Origin of the sequence: Sphaerospermopsis aphanizomenoides BCCUSP55, assembly GCF_001586785.1 — a bacterium.
Lineage (GTDB): Bacteria > Cyanobacteriota > Cyanobacteriia > Cyanobacteriales > Nostocaceae > Sphaerospermopsis_A > Sphaerospermopsis_A aphanizomenoides_A.
The window spans coordinates 20,526-41,402 of the sequence record NZ_LUFH02000032.1 but is presented as its reverse complement, the minus strand read 5'-3'; the positions used below and the strand labels follow the sequence as shown (position 1 = coordinate 41,402).

Below are 20,877 nucleotides of genomic sequence, written 5' to 3'. Positions count from 1 at the left end.
ATATGGGAAACATTCGCGTTATTGGTCCACGAAGTTCAGGTAAAACCACTTATCTAGCGGCTTTAGCTTATCAACCAGCTAGAAGCAGTCGCAAAAATAAAAACTTTCATGTTCAACCACTCAATGATGATACAAAAAATTTAGCAGACAAAGCTGAAAACATTATTTTAGAAGGTAGTTCCTTAGAACCTACTACTATTAAAGTTAGAACAATAGATGATTTAGCTGTCTACTCCTTTAATATAGAAGTAAAAAATGGCTTTTCTAAAGACAAATTTACATTAGCCGTAAGAGACTATCCAGGAGAAATTTTTGATGAATTAGAACATGGTTCATCAAATTCCTTGCATCAAGAATTTATAGATGAATGTTTAACCAAAGATGTTAGTGGTTGTTTAATTTTATTAACAGAGTGGAAATATGGAACTGATAGGTCTTACAGTCGAGTTTTAAAACGATTTATTGACGAAATGGATAAACATGAAAGGGCTAATGATCTACGGTTAGCAGTAGTAATGAGTAAGTGTGAGCGAGGAGAACTTTGGCCAGGGCGTTTAGACCCAGAAATTGATTTATTTGATGTTCATCTTCCTGAAACTAAAAAAGTTTTACAAGATAAAATTCCTGGGAAGAATTTAACCTTTTATGCTGTATCAACTTTTGGAGTTTTGGGACGTAATGATCCCCGACCTAATCGCATTGAAGAGTGGGGAACAAACGGTAGAAATTCAGTTTTACGAGAGCCAAATCGTTGGCAACCCTACGGTTTAATTTCCCCTCTCTATTGGTTAAGTACAGGTAAAAGGATGAGATATGATGCTTGATTTCTTCAAAAAAAATAAAAATACTATTTCTGAACCCCTACAAAGTAGTGCTGTAATTCGGGTAATAGGCGATCGCAGTGCTGGAAAAACAGCATACATGGCTTCTTTAGCACGGTGGCCAAATGCCGATCCCAAAAGTCCAGTACAAACTGTTACTCCTGTAGGTGAAGCAGGAGAGGATTTAGTTAGTAAAGCACAAAACATATTAGAACAAGGTTTACAACTAGAACCTACAGACCTAAATGCTAATGCAGCAGAGGTGAAAGATTACACTTTAACAATTACTCTCAAAGCACAATTTTCTTGGAAGAATCCTCAAGCCACAATTGGTTCAAAATTAGCCAATCTTAATATCAGTTGTAAAGACTATGCAGGAGAATTTTTTGCTGATTTACTACAACAATCAGGAAATCCAAAACTGCAAGATTACATGGAAGATTGCCTACAAGCAACCGGCATTATGTTGTTAATAGATGGTACAAGTCGTAAGGATTCAGACTATGTGAATGCTTTAGATAAATTCTTGACCGCTTTAGATCGCACAGATATTAATCGTGGATTTAGAAGAATTGCCTTGGTATTAACTAAATGCGAACAATCAGAATTATGGGTAAATCGCCATCAACCAGATTTTTTAGCTAAAGCTCGTTTTTCTCAAGTATGTGCAAAGTTGCAAACTTGGCAACAAATGGGCGCAGGTGAAGTAAATTACTTTACCGCTTCTGCTTTTGGAATGTTGGGACAGAATTGTCCTGAACCCAACGTTAACTTAGATCGTCGCAGTCGTGATGGTGTATCAGCAATGATTAAAGATCCCAAACGCTGGCGGCCTTTTGGTTTAGTAGCGCCGATTTATTGGTTATGTACAGGCGATCGCCATAGAGAATTAGACAAGGGTTAAACGCATGAATTTATCAATCATTGAAATTCACGAATTTAGTACCGGTATTAGACCACAACAAACAGTTGATGGTTGGGTGTCGTTAGGTTTCACTGGACAATATATGAATGTGACAACTGAGCGCATTCCCGAAGTTATTGAGCGATCTATTGCTAACCGGGAATTTGCCGTTGCTGAAGGTGCTTATAGTGATCAACCTGCCATTATTGGCCGGGTTTTAGGAACAGGAGAAAATACTTTTTCTGTATTAGCTATAGTTACACGGGGAAGGGATGAAAAAGGACGCAGTGCTTCCATGTATCGTTATTTTTTCACTCAAGGCATGGAAAAAGATGCGTTTCAAAATCTGCGATATTTACTAGCTTGGTGGGAAAATCAGGAAACACCACCAAGATTTAATCCCTTTGATATTCAGGAAGTAGGAAATCCCCATATATATGATATCAATACTCTAACTTCTGCACAAGTAACTCCTAGAGATATTGATAAAAATGATCATAAACCAGTATTACTTTCGCCAACGGAACAATTGAATTTACACAGTATCAACTCTTTAGCATATAAAAAATATAACGCTAATAAAAATGGTCAACCTATTTCTTGGGCGTTTAATGTAGAAGCATTAGAAAAACCAGAACGGTTTTTAGTCATTCAAGCTGCTTCTGATAAAGCTTATCAAATATTGCAAAAAGCCATTAGTAATACTCCCAAGGTATTGCCACCAGCAGTTGTTACAGATGAGGAGGCTATTAAATCAGCTATTCGCGGTTTAATGAATAGTTCCCAGGTAAAACCGGAAAATGTAAAAGTAATTGCCGATGCTTTAGCTAATGACAAAATCACCTCAGCATATTGGCATACTTTATTTGATGGACAAGGAGCGAAAACAGCTATTGCTCAAAAAATTTATAGCCCGCAAATGGTGAGATTAATCACTTTAAGAGCAGTTGTGATTCCAGAGACAATGTTAGAGTTTTTGGGTTGGTTAAATATAAAACCTGGTCAAAACCCTGATGATAATCAAACTGTTTCTTTAGAATTTCAAAAAGCCATACGTTCTGCTTTACCTAAAGACAAATTAGCTAATAGCATTAAATGTATTTTACCAGAGTTATTAAATGAGTCGCCAAAAATTACGCCAGAAGCTATTGCTTGGTTATTAAGAAGTAATGATAGTGTTTGGGCATCAGGTTGTAAAGATTTTATTAAGGATGTTGAACATGATTTACAATTAATTGTTGATAGCAAAACAGTTATTCCACCTAATTTGTATAAATGTGATCCTCAAACTTGGGTAGGTTTAGCATCTCATAAACAAGAAATATATTCAAGTTATGCTTCTTATAAATTTAAGTTAGGAAAATATACTGCTTTTGCTAAGTTGTTTGAAAATGTGAAAGATTATTCACTTTCTGCTTACTTTTATCAAGTGAGTCAAGGTATAGTACCTAAAGATGTATTTAATGAAGTTCAAGGTTCTAAAGAAGTTTTTAAATTAAGACTAAGAAGAAAACAGAATTTGCTTGAAAAAATTATTGAGTTTCTTTCTGAAGGACAAACTGTATCACGTCATGACGCTTTATTTACTCTACTTCTTGTTCTTTTCTTTAGTATTGTTTACAGTTGGTTGATTAAGGCTTTATTTGTGCGCTTAAACCATTCCTCAAATCAGGAGCAGCATAGAGTAAATATATCGCAACAAAGAGATTCTGAAAAACAAACTAATTCTGGTAATTCAGTAAAAAACAATAATCCTCTCCCCAAAGTCAAACAAGATGAACCAATTTATGATGAAACTACTATTGCAAACCAAGGAGATAAAGACATAAAAGATAAAGAGGATAAGATTCAAGATGCAATACAACAACAACAATTTAATCAGACCATTAACGCAATAGAAAAAATTATTTCAGAAGTAACAACTAAATTTCCTAGTATCAGTAACAGAGATATCGTCTTGAATCACATCAGTATCAACTTGGGAGATACAAATTTTAAAGAAATTTATAACAATGCTAGGAAGAATCCATCATCAAATGATCGTAGAAAAATAGCTGAAATAATATATGAATATCAAACACTCAATGAAAGTGAAAGCAAAAATGCCTTTGGTTATTTTACTGTTCAACAATCTTCTTACAAGAGACTAAAACGTGAGGTAGAGTCTATGTATTAATAAATTGTATATTTATTAAATCATTTTTGAGGATAAGATTATGACAGTCAGATTGCTTGTATTTATATCAATGATAGTGTTTTTATTGGGCTGTATTTTTGGCTCTATATTTTTGCCAGAGCCGAATTTTTCTCAAAGTCCTACTAAACGAGAAGGTAAACAAATTAAGCAAGTTGAAACAAATAAAGATCAATCAATACCGGATGAAAAAATTAAACAGGCGACAACTAGAGAAAACTGGGAAAATACTCAAAAAACAATTGATTCAATTATTAAAAATATTCGCTCAAAAAGACAATACAGCGAATATTCTGAGGAAGAAATCATTCAAGCTATTGCCAATGTCTTAAAAGTAGATAATTTTAGTTATGATCAAGCCAAGAAAAAACTGGGTAATGATAGAAATAAATTGGCAGAAGGTATATATAATTATCAACTTCAATATGGTGAAGCACATGGATATATGATACCAGAGAAACAAACGCAAAAAAAATTACAAGATTCTGTAGAACAATATTTGAAATCTTCTACTACAAAGAAATAATTATGAGAATCTACCTTTACATATTAGCCGGCTTATTATCAGCCTTAATTGGCTGGAACATTGGCCAATTCTTCCTCACTGATATAGGGCTACTCAAAGATTTTCCCGAAATTACCCTATTTCCCTGTATCGCCATTTCCCTTGCTTGTGGAATGGTGATGAACGAAATATTTATCAGTAACCCCACCAGACCAAAACTCAGTTTTCGCACTGCTAAAACTCCCTTATTAATAGCTTTTGGTTTAGGAACTTTGGCAGGTTTAATTTCTGGTGGTATATCCCAAATTCTCTTTTTACCACAAAGTCCCATTCCTCCACCAATTATTAGAATTATTGGTTGGTTATTAATTGGTTTTTCAGTAGGTCTTGCAGAAGGCTTAACTTGGCGATGGCACAGCATGGAAGCAGGAGATAGTAAACGCTTTTGGCAGAGGTTAAAAGTTAGTGTTTTTGGTGCTAGTACAGCCAGTTTAATTTCTGCGGCAATTTTTGAAATTATTCGTACTATAATAGGAGAAATACCAGAAGATTTAAAAGGTTTTGAAGATCCTTTAGGATTTTCTATTTTAGGTTTATTATTAGGTTTAACATTTAGTATCACCAACTCACCCAGCTATTTAGCTGCTTTGAGGGCTGGTACTGGGTTTGAATACACAGGACCCAACTATGAAGATATAGATCCCAACCAAAAAACCGTTAACAAAAGTTTTCCCTATATTGATAAATCTATACTCAAATTTGTTAGTCGTGATGACTATGAAATTGAAGAAGGTTTATCTATTCAACTACCTGGAACTGGTACTGTAAGAATTGGTTCTGCTGCAAATAGATCACACATTTATATTCCTGGTTTACCTTTGCACGTTGCTGATTTAAAAATTGCTAATCGTGATGCAACATTAATTCCTAATCCCGTTGCTTTTAGCTGTATTGAAGTCAACGGTCAACGTTTAACCTCTCGCGCCAATATTCGTTTAAAACATAATTTCGTTTTGACATTTTACCCAATACCGCAAGATGGACAAAAAGACACAAAAATCTATCGGTTTGTTTACTATAACCGCTTCCTTGACCCGCAAGCTTAGTTTATCTATACTAATAGTAGCTTCTTTAACTCTGCCTAGTTTTGGTCAGGCTAAAGTTGCAGAAATTGTGGGTAATCCTAAAGTAAATCAAAATAGAATTTCTATCAGGATTGGAGTAGAAACAGAAGATGACAGACCTGTAATGGGTCTACAAGATACCGATTTTAAAGTAATAGTAGATAACAAAGAGGTGACATTTAAAAATCAAGACTGGAAAAGCTCTGAAGAAACCATCCCACCACCTGCTTACATTCTAGTTTTACTGGATATGAGTGGCAGTATGGATAAACCAGATAGTAGAGGTGGTAAAAAAATTACTGGGGCAATTAACGCCATTCGTAAATTCACAAAAATGTCAAGTGAAAGGGGTGGTCAGACTCAAATATCTATTGTTCCTTTTGGTGAACCTGGTAAGGACTGCAAAGGTTATCCCATTAATAATGACACTCTCGATAAATTTTTATTCGCTGGAGATTTTAAAGTACAAAATCATCTTGATTTTCTCGCATCGTTACCAGCTTGTGCTTCTACAGATTTATACGAGCCTTTAACCAAAGCTGTCAGATTTTTAGCGAATGGTAAAGATACTCGTTTTTATCCTTCTGAAAAGTCTCAAGAACCAAAACCTAGACTGTCAATTATTTTATTATCCGATGGTTATCACAATAAACCTAACGAAGCAAAAGATTTTCAAACTCTGAAAACCTTACTCAAACGTAATACTGAAATAACTGTACATACCTTGGGTTATGGTTTAACACCAACATATTTAGGTCAAAAATATAAACTTGGTAGAGCAGCTACCCGTGCGGATATTGGTAAAGGAGAAAAAAAAGTTCCTGAAGAAGAATTTGTAGATGAAAAACGGTTAGCAGAAATTGCCAAAATAACTGGAGGTATTGCGGAATTTTCAGGAGATGCGGATGCTATTGCAGAAAATTTACAACTTTTCCTGAATGCTTTATTAGGAGAGTATGAAATTACCTATACCCAACCTAACGCAAAACGCGGTTCTAATCATAATGTTCAGGTTGAAGTTAGTTCCCCAGGAGGTAAACCAGTTAAGTCAGAAGCAAAGAGTTACAGAATAGGAGTTTTTGGGTGGCCTCTTCCCCTAGAAACCAGACTGATCATGATCGGATGTATTTTGGGAACAATGGGAATAGGAGGTTTAGTTCCATTTTTCTTCTGGGGGAAATATTTAAAAGACGAAGCGTTAAGGGACTAATGACAGTTATGAATAATCTGATTAAAAAATTTTCCCTGACGATTTTAGTTTGCTTTGTGAGTTTTGCTTGTGACAAAGAGAAAAAAACCACAGAAGTAACTGCTGTTGAATGTCCAAAACAACCAAAAACAATTCTCGCATCTAACAACGTGAAAACAATTGATTTTTCTACTCCCTCTATCACACAATCAGGTATGGTCAGTAAGAATAAATCTTTAGGATATACCTTTGAAGCTAAATCCGGTCAAAAACTTGGTTATTCAACTAATCAAGATATTTGTATTTGGATTTATACCCCTGATAATCAAATACTTTCTACCCCTAATTTACCTACAGATGGAAAATACACAATTCAAATTTCTGCACTCAAAGGTTCTACTACTTTTGATCTCACACTAAGTTTAGATAGTGTTACAGCAGCAGCTACACCAACACCAATTTCCTCCCCCACTCTCTCAACTCCAGTTAGTAATAATGCTTTGACAACTGCAACAACAGCTAATGCTTCCCCAACTCCCAGCACTGTAAGTTCCAATCCAGTATCTAATAATGCTTGGACAACTGCAACATCTGTATCTACACCCATTTCTTCAAACTCTAATACTGTTTACCGACCAGCACCAGAAAAAGTTATAGAAGGTTACTACACTAAAGTTAATAATCATCAATATCGAGACGCATGGAATGTTTTACCCACCGCACTCCAAGAAGATAAAAAATTGCATCCAAATGGATATAACTCATTTACTGATTGGTGGAATAAAGTTGAATATGTCACGGTCAATCAATATTCTTTAGAAGAAGTTAATAATAATTGGGCTGTGGTTAGCACCAAACCGCGCTATCGCATGAAAAATGGTAGAACTGTCACCATACCTTTAAAGTTTTATATGTCCTGGAATGATGCCAACCAACAATGGGAAATGGTGAAATTTCAGAAAAATTAATTAAATTATCTTAATTAAATTCTTTAATATTTATGATCTTTCAGTCACAAACTAACCTAAACTGTAATAATTATGAATTTGCATCATACTTTTAAACAAAAAAATCACTTAATACCAATCCCAATTTACTGGACTATTCTAGTTATGATTAGTGGTTGTAATTTCACACCTCAAACATCATTACAAGCTGTTTCTCAACAAACTGCTTCTGGTTCAAAAAACTCAGCTAGTAATTGTCCAGATAAACCCACTGGTTCTTTAGAAAGTAAAGATGTTAAACCTATTCAACTTTCATCACAAACGTTGACTGAAACAGGGCAAGCAAAAGCAGGTAAATACTTAGGATACACTTTTACAGCTAAATCTGGTGAAAAATTCAATTATCAAACCCTGGATACTATTTGTGTTTGGGTTTATGCTCCAGATAATCAATTAATTACTAATAAAGATTTATCTCAAAATGGTAAATATATTGTTCAAGTTTCAGCACCTAGAGGTTCTACAACTTTTTCCCTCAACATGAGTTTAGAGAATAAGTTTGAAATTGCTAATTTATCTACTTCTGCAAAATCAAAAGCTACTATTTATAATAAAACTTCTGTTCCTAATCAAAATCATAATTATAGGACTAATAGTTCTAGAACTTCACCAACAACAGCGATAAATAACTACTATATAAATCTCAATCAATCTGATTATAGAAATGCTTGGAATACTTTAAGCAATAATTTACGTACAAATAAAAAAGAACATCCCAAAGGTTATGATTCTTATTTGGAATGGTGGCAGCAAGTTAAATATATAGATACTCAAATCTTAGGTGCAAGAAATAGTGGTGATAGTGCAACAGTAACAGTTAGATGTAAATATAATTTCGCGTCTGGGAGGAGGAGTTCGGCAACCGTGAAATATTATTTACAATGGAGCAATGCAAGTAATACATGGAAAATTAATAGGGTAGAACGTATTTAATTACATTTTTGATTACATTTAATTAAAGGTTAAAAAATATGCTTGTCAAAATAGATATCATAAATTTAATTATCAAATTATTTATCAAAAATTCTCCTGTATATCAGGTGACAAAAATACTGTTTACTGGTATAATATTAACCATACTCATTAGCGGATGTAGACAAAATTCACCAACATCAATTTCACAAATTTCGGGAGCAAAAATTTCAGGTTCAAATACCTCTAACTCTCAATGTCCAGATAAACCCACTGGTTCTTTAGAAAGTAAAGATGTTAAACCTATTCAGCTTTCATCACAAACGTTAACTGAAACTGGACAAGTGAGAGCAGATAAAAACTTAGGATATACATTTACGGCTAAGCAAGGTCAAAAATTAAGTTCTCAAACTAATGATGATATTTGTATTTGGGTGTATGCACCAGATAATCAAATCATCACCAACAAAGATTTAATGCAAACGGGTAAATATATTATCCAAGTTTCTGCACCTCAAGGAGTGAGAAATTTTGAACTTAAATTAGGTTTAAATATTTCTCAGTCATTAGTTGCTTCGTCTTCAACACCATCTTCAACATCTGTACAAACCAATCTATCAACAACAACAAAACCAAATCCAGAAATTTTTGTGAGAGAGCATTATATATTGCTTAATAACCGTGAGTACAGTAAAACCTGGAATCGTCTTTCTTCTCGTTTTAAAAGTGAATCTGCTAGTTATTCGGAGTATCAACAATGGTGGAATAGTGTAAGAGAAATAAAAATTGGTGATATTAAAGAAGTTAGCCAAAGTGGCGATAGGGCTATAGTAGATGCGGAATTATGGTATGTCAAGCATAACGGTAAAACTTATCAAGATTCTAAAAATCGCATTTATTTGATATGGAGTAATGATAATAATAGTTGGTTATTTGACAGTAAAGCATCACCTTAAACAAAAAATTAAACTGCTATTAAATACAACTCAACCAAGGATTTACCAATATGATAAGAAAACTAATTTTTTATTTTGCACTGTTAACTATTTATGGATGTGACGCTTTACCCGGTTCATCTTTTTTCGTGTCTCAATCTAATTCAGCTTCAACCGCTTCCAGTGCATCAGGATGTCCTGATAAACCTACGGTTGAACTGAGAGAAAAGGATGTTGAAGCAATTTCACTCAATGAGCAAATATTAACTAAATCTGGACAAGCTAGTGCTACTAAAGCTATTGGCTATAAATTTACAGGTAAATCTGGACAAAAATTTAATTATCAAACTAATCAAACTCTTTGTATCTGGACTTATAGCCCAGATAATGAAATAATTTCTGGGGGAACTTTACCAAAATCTGGAAACTATATTATCCAAGTATCTGCACCTAAAGGATCAACAACTTTTGATTTAAATATGAGTTTAGGTGTTTTACAAGCGTCTTCGCCTCCACCAGTTCAACCCACAAATAATTATACTCCACCAGCTTCATCACCTGATAATTCTGGTGATAATTCAACTATTACAACTAGCTCAACAACTAGCTCCAGCAATACTTTAAGTCAAAGTGAAGCACTTGATATAGTTCAAAGGTGGTATAGAGCGAAACCTAGAATGTTTGCACCTCCTTTTGATACAAGTTTAGTTGATGAACTAACTACAGGAACAATTCATTATAAAACGGTGGGAACGGATGGTTCAATTCCTTGGTTACGCAGAAATGACGCTTACTATAAATATGCTAAATCTGACATTAGAAGAGTTTTGGATTTTTCTAATTCTAGTAGCCAACCATATATTAAAGTCAGGGTTTTTGAAGAATTATATCTTTATGGACGTAGAGGTATTGATCGTGACAATTCTGGGCCATATCAAGGTGACTTTATTTATTGGTTTGAAAAAGACAATGGAATTTGGAAAATTTCTGATTACAAGAAGGTTAGTTAATGGATAAAAGAAGAGTAATTCGCAAATATAAGTCCTCGATAAAGCTAGATAGAATAGCTTTACTAATTACTGTCCCCATATCAATTTTAATATTCTTATGGACAATTATTGCCAGTCTTAATCAACCAATAGAAGTACAAAAGAGCAAGGATAATATCCAAGCTCAAGACACAGTAGAAAATAAAAATTGTGGTCAAAAGCAACGCTTGAATTTGACAACTAATAATCCTCTCTCAATAACACCTGAAAATGTCAAAGACGAACGTATCTGTTATGAATTTTACGCACAATCTGGACAAAAATTATATCTACAATCCAATGCAAATGTTACTTTAATTTATCCAAATCAATCTTCTGAAAACTTAAAATTAACAGATGATGGGGGGAAAGATATAGTTTTATCACAAACTGGAATTTATTCGATTAGCGTTTTAGATAAAGATATTAAAAATGGACAAATTACCATCAGTTTAGAATCAAATATTCCATCAACTTCATCATTGTCAAATTTTCCCTTGCCATCATTACCATCTCCTTCAATTAACAATTATAGAACTGGTAGAATGAGGATAATTACAGCTTATGACTACAATCAGAATATTTATCCAATATATTCCCAATTAACTTATCAACCACTACAAAAACCTAATTTACAACCAAGCCAGAAATTACAGCAAATTGTGGATGATGTGGTCATATTTATGGACTCAAAAGGTATGCCAACAACTCGGTTATCCGTGAGTTTAATAGATTTAAAAACATCCTCCTATGCTGGATACTCAGATCAAGAAGTTAGATTTCCTGCAAGTGTAACAAAACTTTTCTGGATGGTATACCTGTATGGTCAGTATCAATCAAGATTGCTTCCAGAAGGAACTATACCTGAAAAACAATTAAAAAAAATGATTCAAGATTCTGACAATGAAGCTGCTAGTTTAATTGTAGATACAATCACTCAAACAACATCAAGTAATGATTTGACTGGATCTGAATTACAAATATGGATTCAAAAGCGATTAGCTATGAATTCATTTTTTCAACAAGCTGGTTACTCTCAGATTAATATTAGCCAAAAGCTTTTTCCGACCAAGCAGTTTACTGAACCTATTGGCAGAGATTTACAAATTCGACTAGATCCTGCTGATCCTATCAGAGATTATGCTACTACCTCTGACGTAGCTCGTTTATTATTTGAAATTGAAGCAGAAAAATCAATTTCTCGGAAATATAGTAAACAAATGAAAAGACTTTTGAAAAGAAGTTTGCATCCTCAAGATTGGAAAAATAAAGAATTTAATGCAATTGAAGGATTTTTAGGTGAAGGTTTACCTCAAGACGCTTATTTTGCATCAAAGATGGGCTGGAATTTTAGTGTGCGTAATGATGCAGCTATTATAGGTAGTCCAGATCGTAAACATAAATATATATTAGTTATTTTTGGAGATGATCCCAGTTTTTATAAAGACAAAAAACTTTTCCCAGAAATATCACGTATGGTTTACCAAGAAATGACTAAATAAATCTATAGAAATCTATAGGAAAATTGGAAAATGCAAAACTTATTGAGAAAATTAAAACAAAACAAACCCCTACTATTTGGCATCTATGGGGCGATAGGTTGCTTAATAGCAGCATTAATATTAGGAGAACCATTACTAGCACTCACCAAACTAGCACCATCATCACAAAAATCAGCCCAAGCAATTGTTTTATTAATTGATGCTTCTGGTAGTATGAGTGATGGTAAATTGACAGAAGTAAAATCTGCCGCTACTCAATTTGTAGAACGTCGTAACCTAGATAAAGACCAGTTAGCAGTAGTTAGTTTTGGTTTAGGAGTGACAACCGCTTCCCCCTTAACTGGTGACGCTAACACCTTAAAAAATGCGATCGCCTCACTATCAGAAAATGGTGGTACTCCAATGGCCGAAGGTATAGACCAAGCTATAGGAGAATTGCAATCTACCAAACTACGGCGTAATATATTGTTATTTACCGACGGTGTACCAAATTCTCCCAGTATTGCTCAACTATCTGCTAATTCTGCCAGGAATCAAAGAATAAATTTAATTGCTGTTGCTACAGGTGACGCTGATATAAATTATTTATCCCAACTTACAGGCGATCGCAACTTAGTATTTTATGCTAATTCCGGTCAATTTGATCAAGCCTTTCGTAATGCCGAAGCCGCAATTTATAAACAATTAGTAGAATCTAGTCCTACAGGAGATTATGGTGTAATATACTCCTCTTTAAGAATAGGTGGATGGACTGCATTTTTAGCAATGGGTATATCATTAGCCCTAATTATGGGACAAAATTCCTATATGCACCTTCCACTTTTAACAGTTCAAAAAGGTACTGTTAGCACTTTTGGTAGTTTAGCCGCAGGAATGGTTGCTGGTGCAGCAGGTCAATTACTCTTTGTTCCTTTAACAAATATTCCCATACCTGCCATAGTTGAAAGTATCATCCACGCATCAATAGTAAGTAGCCTGTTCACAGGAATTCTTTATTTCTTTATACCTAAACTCAAAAAACTCAACTTCAGTAGAGCTATAGTTTCTGGTGGGATTAGTGGTGCATTAGGGATTAGTGCTTGGTTAATTACTACTTCTGTGATCAATAATTTCTTGGGTTATATGATCGGAGGAATTGGAATTATAGGTGATTCTTTGGGTCGTTTAGTGGGAGCAATTGTTTTTGGTTTTTGTATTCGACCAATAGCAGGTTCTATTGTTGGTTTAGTTGCAGGTATAGGAGTATTAATATTTGGTCAATTGCTATTTCTGCCTATTTCTGCACTATCTATTTTAGAACTGATAGGGAGAATCATCGGTTGGGGAATTTTAGGCATATTAGTAGGAGGAGGAACGCGGTTTTTTGTTCCTAATTTACAACTCACTAAAGCTTTATTTGGTGGTACAGTGGGCGGTGTAGTTGGGGCTATAGGTTTTTTAGTGACAGCAGGAGTTTTTGGTGATATTACTGGTCGTCTTTCAGGTGCGGCTATCCTGGGTTTTTGTATTGGTTGGATGATCGCCTTTGCAGAACAAGAACAATTAAAAGAAGAACCTTATTTGTTAGTTCATTGGACACTCACAGAACAAACACAATATTTATTAGGAATTAAACCCTTTTTACTTGGTAGTTCTCGTGAAGCTAACATCCCCTTAAACGCCTCCGAAGGATTCACCCCTATCACAGCCAAAATTTATAAAGAAGGAGAGAAGATTATTATGAACTTTGACCAAGAGTATGCAGCACAGAAAAACATGAAAAAAACCGTCCAAGAATTAAAAGTAGGTGATAGGCGGATTTTTGGGAGAATTACCATAGAAGTCAAATCTAAAACCAATCCCAAAACAACTTGAAAAAGAATCGTAAACATAAATATATATTACTTATTTTTATATATTACTTATTTTTGGAGATGACCCAAGTTTTTATAAAGACAAAAAACTTTTCCTAGAAATATCACGTATGGTTTATAAAAAAATGACCCACAAAAAATACTAAGGATTATATTTAAAGGATTATATTTATATGCTTCAATTTTTTAGCAACTTAAAACAAAAATTTAGTAAACCTCTCCTTTTCGGCATATATGGAGCTATTGGTTGTTTCTTGGCCGCTATTTTTGGAGAAATACTTTTTGCTGTAGCCCTTCCTTCCGAGCAAAATTTGCCACCTCCCTCACAAGTAGACATCATGTTTGTCTTGGATGTGACAGGTAGTATGGGCGGAGAGATCAAAGGTGTACAAAGAGGTATTCAAAGGTTTGCGAAAGAATTCAGTTCTAGAAATCTAGATGGTAGAGTTGGACTAATAGCCTTTCGCGATCGCCAAGAAAAAGAAGAACCCGAAATTTTATCTTTTAATGGTTCTGCCTTTACAAGCAATGCCTGTAGCTTTAGTCAGGAAGTAGGTAAACAGCGTGCTTATGGAGGTGGAGACGATCCAGAAAGCAGCCTAGATGCTTTGGCTTTAGCAGCACGTCAGTCATTCCGTCCTGAAGCTACTAAAGTTCTTCTTTTGATAACAGATGCACTACCCAAAATACCTGATCGAGAGATGCAGTCTGTTGGACAAGCTGTTGGGGTATTGCGAGAAAATAAAATTAATCAGTTACATCTTGTTGTACAGAAAAGCGATCGCTATGCTTTTGAAGGACTCCAAACAAGTATCCCTGGTGAAGTATTCTTGCTAGATGAAACCGCATCTGCACGCAATGGATTTGACCGAATTTTACCTTTAGTTGGACAAAAAATAGCTGAAACAACAATCCAAGGATTGCAAAGCAATAGAAAATTTTCAACCAAATCCGTTGGATTATTGACACTGATCATTTCCGCATCCACAGGCATCTTGGCGATAGGAATTGCTTTAGCCCTAATTGTGGGACAAAACCACTATCAGCACCGTCGTCTCCTGACACTCCGTGAAGGCAGTGTTACTACTTTGGGTAGCCTCACTGCTGGCATGATTGCTGGAGCAGTTAGTCAATTGCTCTTTTTACAAGTCTCTCGTATTCCTAACGCCAAAGAAATAGAAATTATCGTCAATTGGGCTATTATTAGTGCCTTGTTGATGGGAGTCATGTCATTCATTATACCAAAAGTCAAAAAACTTAAACTGCCAGGGGCTATATTGGCAGGTGCAATTAGCGGTGCTTTAAGTGCCGTAGGTTTGATACTGACCAGTGGTATGGGGGATTTTTTGAGTCGTTTAGCAGGGGCGATTATCTTTGGCTTCACTATTCGACTGCTGGCTGGTTCTTTCTTGGGTTTAGCTGCTGCTATAGCAATAGTAGTCCTTGATCAATGCCTATTTTTGACTCTTACAAGTATCTTCAGCCTAGAAATAATGGGGCGAATAGTTGGTTGGTCAATTTTAGGGACATTAGTAGGATGCGGAACACCATTTTTTGTCCCTAACCTCCAACTAATACGCGCTCTATTTGGTGGTGGTGTAGGTGGTACTTTAGGTGCTATTGGTTTTGTAGTTTCTGCTAGTGTTTCTGGTGATATCTCTGGTCGTCTATTAGGGGCAGCTATTCTTGGCTTTTGCATCGGTTTAATGATTGCTTGGGCTGAGAAAGAGCAACTGAATCAAGAACCTTATTTGGTAGTTCATTGGGGAGAAATAGACAAGTCCGAAAAAACATTATATCCGTTGGGTACTAAACCCTTTTTACTTGGTAGTTCTCGTGAAGCTAACATTCCCTTAAACGCTTCCCAAGGTTTCACCCCTATCACAGCCAAAATTTATAAAGAAGGGGAAAAAATTATCATGCACTTTGATCAAGAATATGCAGCACAGAAAAACATGAAAAAGACTATTCAAGAATTAAAAGTAGGTGATAGGCGGATTTTTGGGAGAATTACCATAGAAGTCAAATCTGAAACCAATTCCAAACCCACCTGAGAAAAAAAGTAACCTTGTAACTGTAAATCAGGTATCTTGGAATTAGTGTCATATAGTTTTAATGGTCTAGATTAATTATGCCTTAAAAACAAAATATATCATGGTGAAATATTCATTCTCTCTAAAAATAAAAGGTACTTCCGATGAATATACTTATGCTTTAAATTTAAATTACCGACAAGAGAATTTTCCTGAAGAAATATTTACCCAAGAAATACGGGAAAATTTGCGAACCACACTTCAGAATAAAAGTTTATGTGCCATCAAAGACCACCATCTTAACCAAATTATCCAAACTTGGATACAAGATATCCGTGAAGGATATAGAGATAGTAATCTTACCCTAAACTTACCTTTATTAATTGAATCCAGTATAGAGCAACTAAATGAACCAGGAAATCAAGACCTTCCCACCATAATTAGTCCCAACCTATCGGAAATAGAACCCAAAATAGGCAAGTTTCCGCCTTTGAATTTTGTGTAAGTTTTACCTTCAATTTACCCTTAATTTCATACTTGAAATACTGTAATAAAGGAGCATCATAATGGCTAATGAACTAAATGTCAGCATTACTCCTCACCGGGAATTTATGCCAGCAGATACAAACGCTCAGAAACTATTTCTGATGTTGAAACTACAACCAACAAAAGAAGTAGCTGCAACTCGTCCTCCTACTACCTTTGCTTTTGTTATTGATACCAGTGGTTCAATGTATGAAGTAGTAGCTGGGAATATTACCCCTACTGGTAGGACTGTTGTTCAAGATGGCAATGTATATAATGAGGTGACAGGGGGCAAGACAAAAATTGAAATCGTCATTGAATCTTTGTTAGCTTTGGTGCGTTCTGGCAGACTAGGAGCAAATGATCGCATTGCCATTATTCAATTTGATGATACAGCTTCCCAGATTATAGGTTTAACCAGTGCCACTCAAGTTGGTCAATTAGAGAATGCGATCGCACAACTTTGCAACTATTCTGGTGGTACTTGCATGGGTTTAGGTTTAGGCAGTGCATTAAACGCATTAGCTAACCAAGATATGACAGTGAGACGGACTCTACTGTTTACCGATGGAGCAACATTTGATGAAGATCAATGTCGGGCGATCGCCTCAGAATTTGCAGCCAAAAACATCCCCATCACCGCTTTAGGAGTTGGCGAAGAATTTAACGAAGACTTACTCACCCATCTCAGTGATTCTACGGGAGGAAGCCTTTTATATATAGTTCCCGGACAAGCAGGACCTTCTCAAGTTTCCATTCTTGACTTACCCAACAAAATCATCGAAGAATACAGTCAAGCACAACAAGAGGTTATCACCAACCTAGCTTTAAGAGTAAAAACCGTGCAAGGGGTAGAACTTACCCGCATCGTCCGCGCCTATCCCACACAAGCAGAATTTCCCTTTACCCAACCGCCCTATCCTATCGGTAATGCCGCAGCCAACGATGAAACAATTTTTATCTTAGAATTTAGCATGGCTGCTCGTCCGGCCTCCCGTGTTCGTCTTGCTCAAATAGGTATAACCTACGATGTCCCAGGGCAAAAAATCCGAGGAGAATTTCCCCCACAAAATTTAGTCGTACAATTTATCGCTGGACAAGGAGGCGCAGCCCAAGTTAATCAAGAAGTAATGGATTATCTGCAACAATGTAATATTGCCAACCTCGTCGGTCAAGCCACAAAAATTGCTGAACGTGACCCGCAAAAAGCCGAAGAAATACTAGAAACAGCCCGCCGGATGACAGTCAGACTTGGCAATGATGAAATGGCCGCATCCTTAAATGGCGCACAAGACGAACTACGTAAAACCCGCAAAATTTCCCCCGGAACTCGTAAAACCGTGAAAATGGGCGCTAAAGGTAAAACCGTAAAAATGGGCAGTGATGCTAACGATCAGTTTTCAGAAGAGGAAATGCGGAAACTCACAGGAACTTGAAAATTATAGCAGGAGGCAGAAGGCAGTAGGCAGGAGGCAGGAGGGAAAACCTTTTCCTGTCTGATAGCGCAGCTAGGCGTAAGCCATGTTTTCAGTTTGTACCTCGTTTACCTGAAATATGGTGTATCAATTTTGTTTTGAATAGTAACTGAAAACCTTCAATTTTTCCCAACATTATATTTACAAACCAAGGAGTTATATCAATGATTACTTGTTCAGCTTGTGGCTATGAAAACCCAGATGGTGCAGAATTTTGTGATGCCTGTGGATCAGAATTACAAGCACTAGCACCAACCATAATTTCTTCCCCACAAGCACCCACAGTTATCCAACCACAAACACCACCACCCCAACCAATACCCCAACCAATACCTGACCCGATTTATCCTACTCCAACCCCTACTACAACACCCACTCCAATACCTACTACTCCCACTTTTCCCACCACAGCTACAACGGCCAGACTTATTGCCAAACAACCCAGTCCTCCTACACCAGAATTTCCCCTAGACAGTAATGCAGTTGTAGGTATATTCGACCCAGATATAGGACCAGTTGATATTGACTTGGAAGCCTTTTCTGGTGGTGAAACAGTTTCACGCGGTCACGCCGAAATATACCCAGAAGGGGGAATTTGGAAAGTTAAGGATCTTGGTTCTACAAACGGAATTTTTATCAAACCTGTTGGTCAAACCCGCTTTGGAGCGAGAATTACTGCACCGCAAACATTAAATTCAGGAGATGAAATTGCTTTTGGTAAAGTACGTTTCCTCTTTCAAAGTCCTTAAATTTTTAGAGGATATTTAACAAGTATCAGCAACTAGATTCCCCCTTATCTCTCTATTTTTGTGGGGTAGGTATCTTGCCTGCCCTTAAACCCGGACGGGCTAGAAGCCCATCCCACAACATTGGATAATTTATTTCGTAGAAGTCCCTAAACATACAAAAACAATCTATAAATCCTGTTAGTTAACTTTTCACCACCAACCAATATGAACTCAGCATCCAACGACACATCCGATAATTTAGTAATTCAAAAAAACAGCCACCTCACAATAGAGAATTATCAAATAGAAATTCTAGAATATTTAGGACAATTCACAACAGATGTATATTATTTCTACGTTAACATCTTACTACCCGGAACTGATAACACATCTACCAAATTAGGATTATTAAGAATAGGCTCAATTGAAAGCGGAATAAGTAGAGAGATACAACTTAGAGAAAAACTAGCTGATTATAAATTAGTTGCTCCTCTACTAGCACAAACAAGAATTGATGCTGTAATTATTAATTTGCGCTCATCTGAACCAGAAAATTCAGAACATATCCAACAACAAGAATATCAAGAAGATGAAATCAAAACTGATGAACTTGAAAATGAACTAGAGGTAAATATTTTAGAACAGAACGAAGAAAATAATGATTTATCTACACCAGAATCAACAGAAACATCTAGCGAATTAGATAGTGAAACAGATTATTTAGAAGAAAAATATTATGAAGAACAAGAAATTACATCTAATTCATCTACAGAGAAACTACTTTTACTTAGCTATCTTCCTGATGAAACAAAAAGCTTAAAAACCTGGTTAACAGCAGAACATTCCTTAGAAGAATCTATATTTTTAGCCACTCAAGTTTGTCAATTTCTACGCTATGTGCATCAACAAAATTGGTGTCTTGTGAGCATTTTACCCGAACTGATAGAAATGACCACTCCCATCCAATTTTTTGATCTCACCAGTGCTTATCCTGTCGGTGAAACCCTCCCTTCCGGGTTACTAGGAAATTATTGCGCTCCTGAACTAGCTTATAACAAAACCCCCATCAATGAATTGATGAGTAGTTATACAGTTGCAGCATTATTATATCATACAATTCACAAACAACCTTTAGAATTAACACAATCAATAGACATTAAAATTAACCCCATTCCTCGCATTTTTCAAATTCTCAAGATTAGTCTATCTCCCATTCCTGAAGAAAGATTTCCCCTCTCTCAATTATTAGCCAACTTAGTAGAAACTCGGCAAGCAATTAGTACACCTAAAATTCATTGGCAAATTGCTAGTGCTTCCACTGTAGGACTATCACTTAAACGACTACAAAATGAAGATAATTATGGAGTCAGACAACAACAATTAAGCAATACAGAAACAATGATTTTAGGAGTAGTCGCTGATGGTATGGGTGGGATGTCTCAGGGTGAATTAGCCAGCAAAATAGCTGTCAAAACAGTTTTGGAAGAACCAATACCAAATGAATTTAAAACTGTAGAGCAACGGAATGAATGGTTAATTTCCTTATTTGAACAAGCTAACGAATCTGTAGCTAATCAAGTCAGAGATGGGGGAACTACACTCAGTGTAATTTTAGCTATTTCCAAACAATTATTGATAGCTCATGTAGGAGACAGTCGTATTTATTTATTAAGAAAAGGAGAAATCCGCCAAATTAGTGAAGATCATTCTTATGTTGCCTTATTAGTTGCTAGTGGGGAAATTACAGAAGCAGAAAGTTTAGAACATCCAGATAGAAACGTCTTGATTAAATCTATAGGTTCAAAACGGAGATTAAGTGATGGCTATGTGCAGACTTTAAAAAGTACAACACAGGAATTATCAATCAATTTAGAAAATGGAGATGTATTATTACTTTGTTCTGATGGAGTTTGGGATTTAGTTCCTACAAATGAATTAGCCGAAATTTTTGGTATATATCAAAATACACAACATCAAAATACACATCAAGATTTACAGTCTACTGTTGATCAAACTATTACTAAGGTACTTGAACGAGGTGCATCTGATAACGCTACCCTTTTAGCATTGCAATGTTTCATAGATAAAATTTAACTCAATAAATAAAGTTTAACCTAATGAATAAAGTATGAATTGACCACG

At 35.6% G+C, this 20,877-nt stretch carries 17 protein-coding genes; all 17 read left to right on the top strand.

Features of this window, described 5'->3' with window-relative positions:
• The first annotated feature begins 2 nt into the window (after positions 1–2).
• The 17 genes from A0J48_RS10315 to A0J48_RS10235 all read left to right on the top strand — a co-directional run bounded on the left by A0J48_RS10315 (position 3) and on the right by A0J48_RS10235 (position 20,829).
• A complete protein-coding gene (locus tag A0J48_RS10315; RefSeq protein ID WP_200322795.1) occupies positions 3–824 on the top strand; it encodes a TRAFAC clade GTPase domain-containing protein in 822 nt (273 codons plus the stop codon).
• A complete protein-coding gene (locus A0J48_RS10310; protein ID WP_200322794.1) occupies positions 814–1,725 on the top strand; it encodes a hypothetical protein in 912 nt (303 codons plus the stop codon). The genes A0J48_RS10315 and A0J48_RS10310 overlap by 11 nt, the downstream gene beginning before the upstream one ends.
• A gap of 4 nt (positions 1,726–1,729) precedes the next feature.
• Positions 1,730–3,901 (top strand): hypothetical protein, encoded by a 2,172-nt coding sequence (locus tag A0J48_RS10305; protein WP_200322791.1) that lies wholly within the window; start codon positions 1,730–1,732, stop codon positions 3,899–3,901.
• 40 nt (positions 3,902–3,941) lie between these two features.
• Positions 3,942–4,445 carry a hypothetical protein gene (locus tag A0J48_RS10300; protein ID WP_200322789.1) on the top strand — a complete coding sequence of 168 codons (504 nt, stop codon included), beginning with the start codon at positions 3,942–3,944 and terminating at the stop codon, positions 4,443–4,445.
• 2 nt (positions 4,446–4,447) lie between these two features.
• Entirely contained in the window at positions 4,448–5,530 is a 1,083-nt protein-coding gene (locus A0J48_RS10295) for a hypothetical protein (protein ID WP_200322787.1), read from the top strand.
• Complete coding sequence (locus A0J48_RS10290; protein WP_200322785.1) at positions 5,463–6,758, top strand: vWA domain-containing protein; 1,296 nt, start codon at positions 5,463–5,465, stop codon at positions 6,756–6,758. The genes A0J48_RS10295 and A0J48_RS10290 overlap by 68 nt, the downstream gene beginning before the upstream one ends.
• A gap of 8 nt (positions 6,759–6,766) precedes the next feature.
• Entirely contained in the window at positions 6,767–7,705 is a 939-nt protein-coding gene (locus tag A0J48_RS10285; protein ID WP_200322783.1) for a hypothetical protein, read from the top strand.
• Positions 7,706–7,849: 144 nt separating this feature from the next.
• Positions 7,850–8,677, top strand: coding sequence for a hypothetical protein (locus A0J48_RS10280; protein ID WP_200322781.1), 828 nt, complete (start codon positions 7,850–7,852; stop codon positions 8,675–8,677).
• A gap of 38 nt (positions 8,678–8,715) precedes the next feature.
• Positions 8,716–9,612, top strand: a complete 897-nt coding sequence (locus A0J48_RS10275; RefSeq protein ID WP_200322779.1) for a hypothetical protein — start codon at positions 8,716–8,718, stop codon at positions 9,610–9,612.
• A 50-nt stretch (positions 9,613–9,662) separates the two neighbouring features.
• A complete protein-coding gene (locus A0J48_RS10270) occupies positions 9,663–10,601 on the top strand; it encodes an ARC6/PARC6 family protein (RefSeq protein ID WP_234300831.1) in 939 nt (312 codons plus the stop codon).
• A gap of 212 nt (positions 10,602–10,813) precedes the next feature.
• On the top strand, positions 10,814–12,121 hold the full coding sequence (locus A0J48_RS10265) for a serine hydrolase (RefSeq protein ID WP_234300830.1): 1,308 nt from the start codon (positions 10,814–10,816) through the stop codon (positions 12,119–12,121).
• Between the two features lie 30 nt (positions 12,122–12,151).
• Positions 12,152–13,975, top strand: a complete 1,824-nt coding sequence (locus A0J48_RS10260) for a vWA domain-containing protein (protein ID WP_200322775.1) — start codon at positions 12,152–12,154, stop codon at positions 13,973–13,975.
• Between the two features lie 172 nt (positions 13,976–14,147).
• Entirely contained in the window at positions 14,148–16,028 is a 1,881-nt protein-coding gene (locus A0J48_RS10255; RefSeq protein ID WP_200322773.1) for a vWA domain-containing protein, read from the top strand.
• Positions 16,029–16,128: 100 nt separating this feature from the next.
• Positions 16,129–16,512: a hypothetical protein gene (locus tag A0J48_RS10250; protein WP_200322771.1), complete on the top strand. Its 384-nt coding sequence runs from the start codon at positions 16,129–16,131 to the stop codon at positions 16,510–16,512.
• A 61-nt stretch (positions 16,513–16,573) separates the two neighbouring features.
• Positions 16,574–17,968: a vWA domain-containing protein gene (locus A0J48_RS10245; RefSeq protein ID WP_200322769.1), complete on the top strand. Its 1,395-nt coding sequence runs from the start codon at positions 16,574–16,576 to the stop codon at positions 17,966–17,968.
• Between the two features lie 203 nt (positions 17,969–18,171).
• A complete protein-coding gene (locus tag A0J48_RS10240) occupies positions 18,172–18,756 on the top strand; it encodes an FHA domain-containing protein (RefSeq protein WP_200322767.1) in 585 nt (194 codons plus the stop codon).
• 204 nt (positions 18,757–18,960) lie between these two features.
• Positions 18,961–20,829, top strand: a complete 1,869-nt coding sequence (locus A0J48_RS10235; protein ID WP_200322766.1) for a PP2C family protein-serine/threonine phosphatase — start codon at positions 18,961–18,963, stop codon at positions 20,827–20,829.
• The last annotated feature ends 48 nt before the right edge of the window (positions 20,830–20,877 follow it).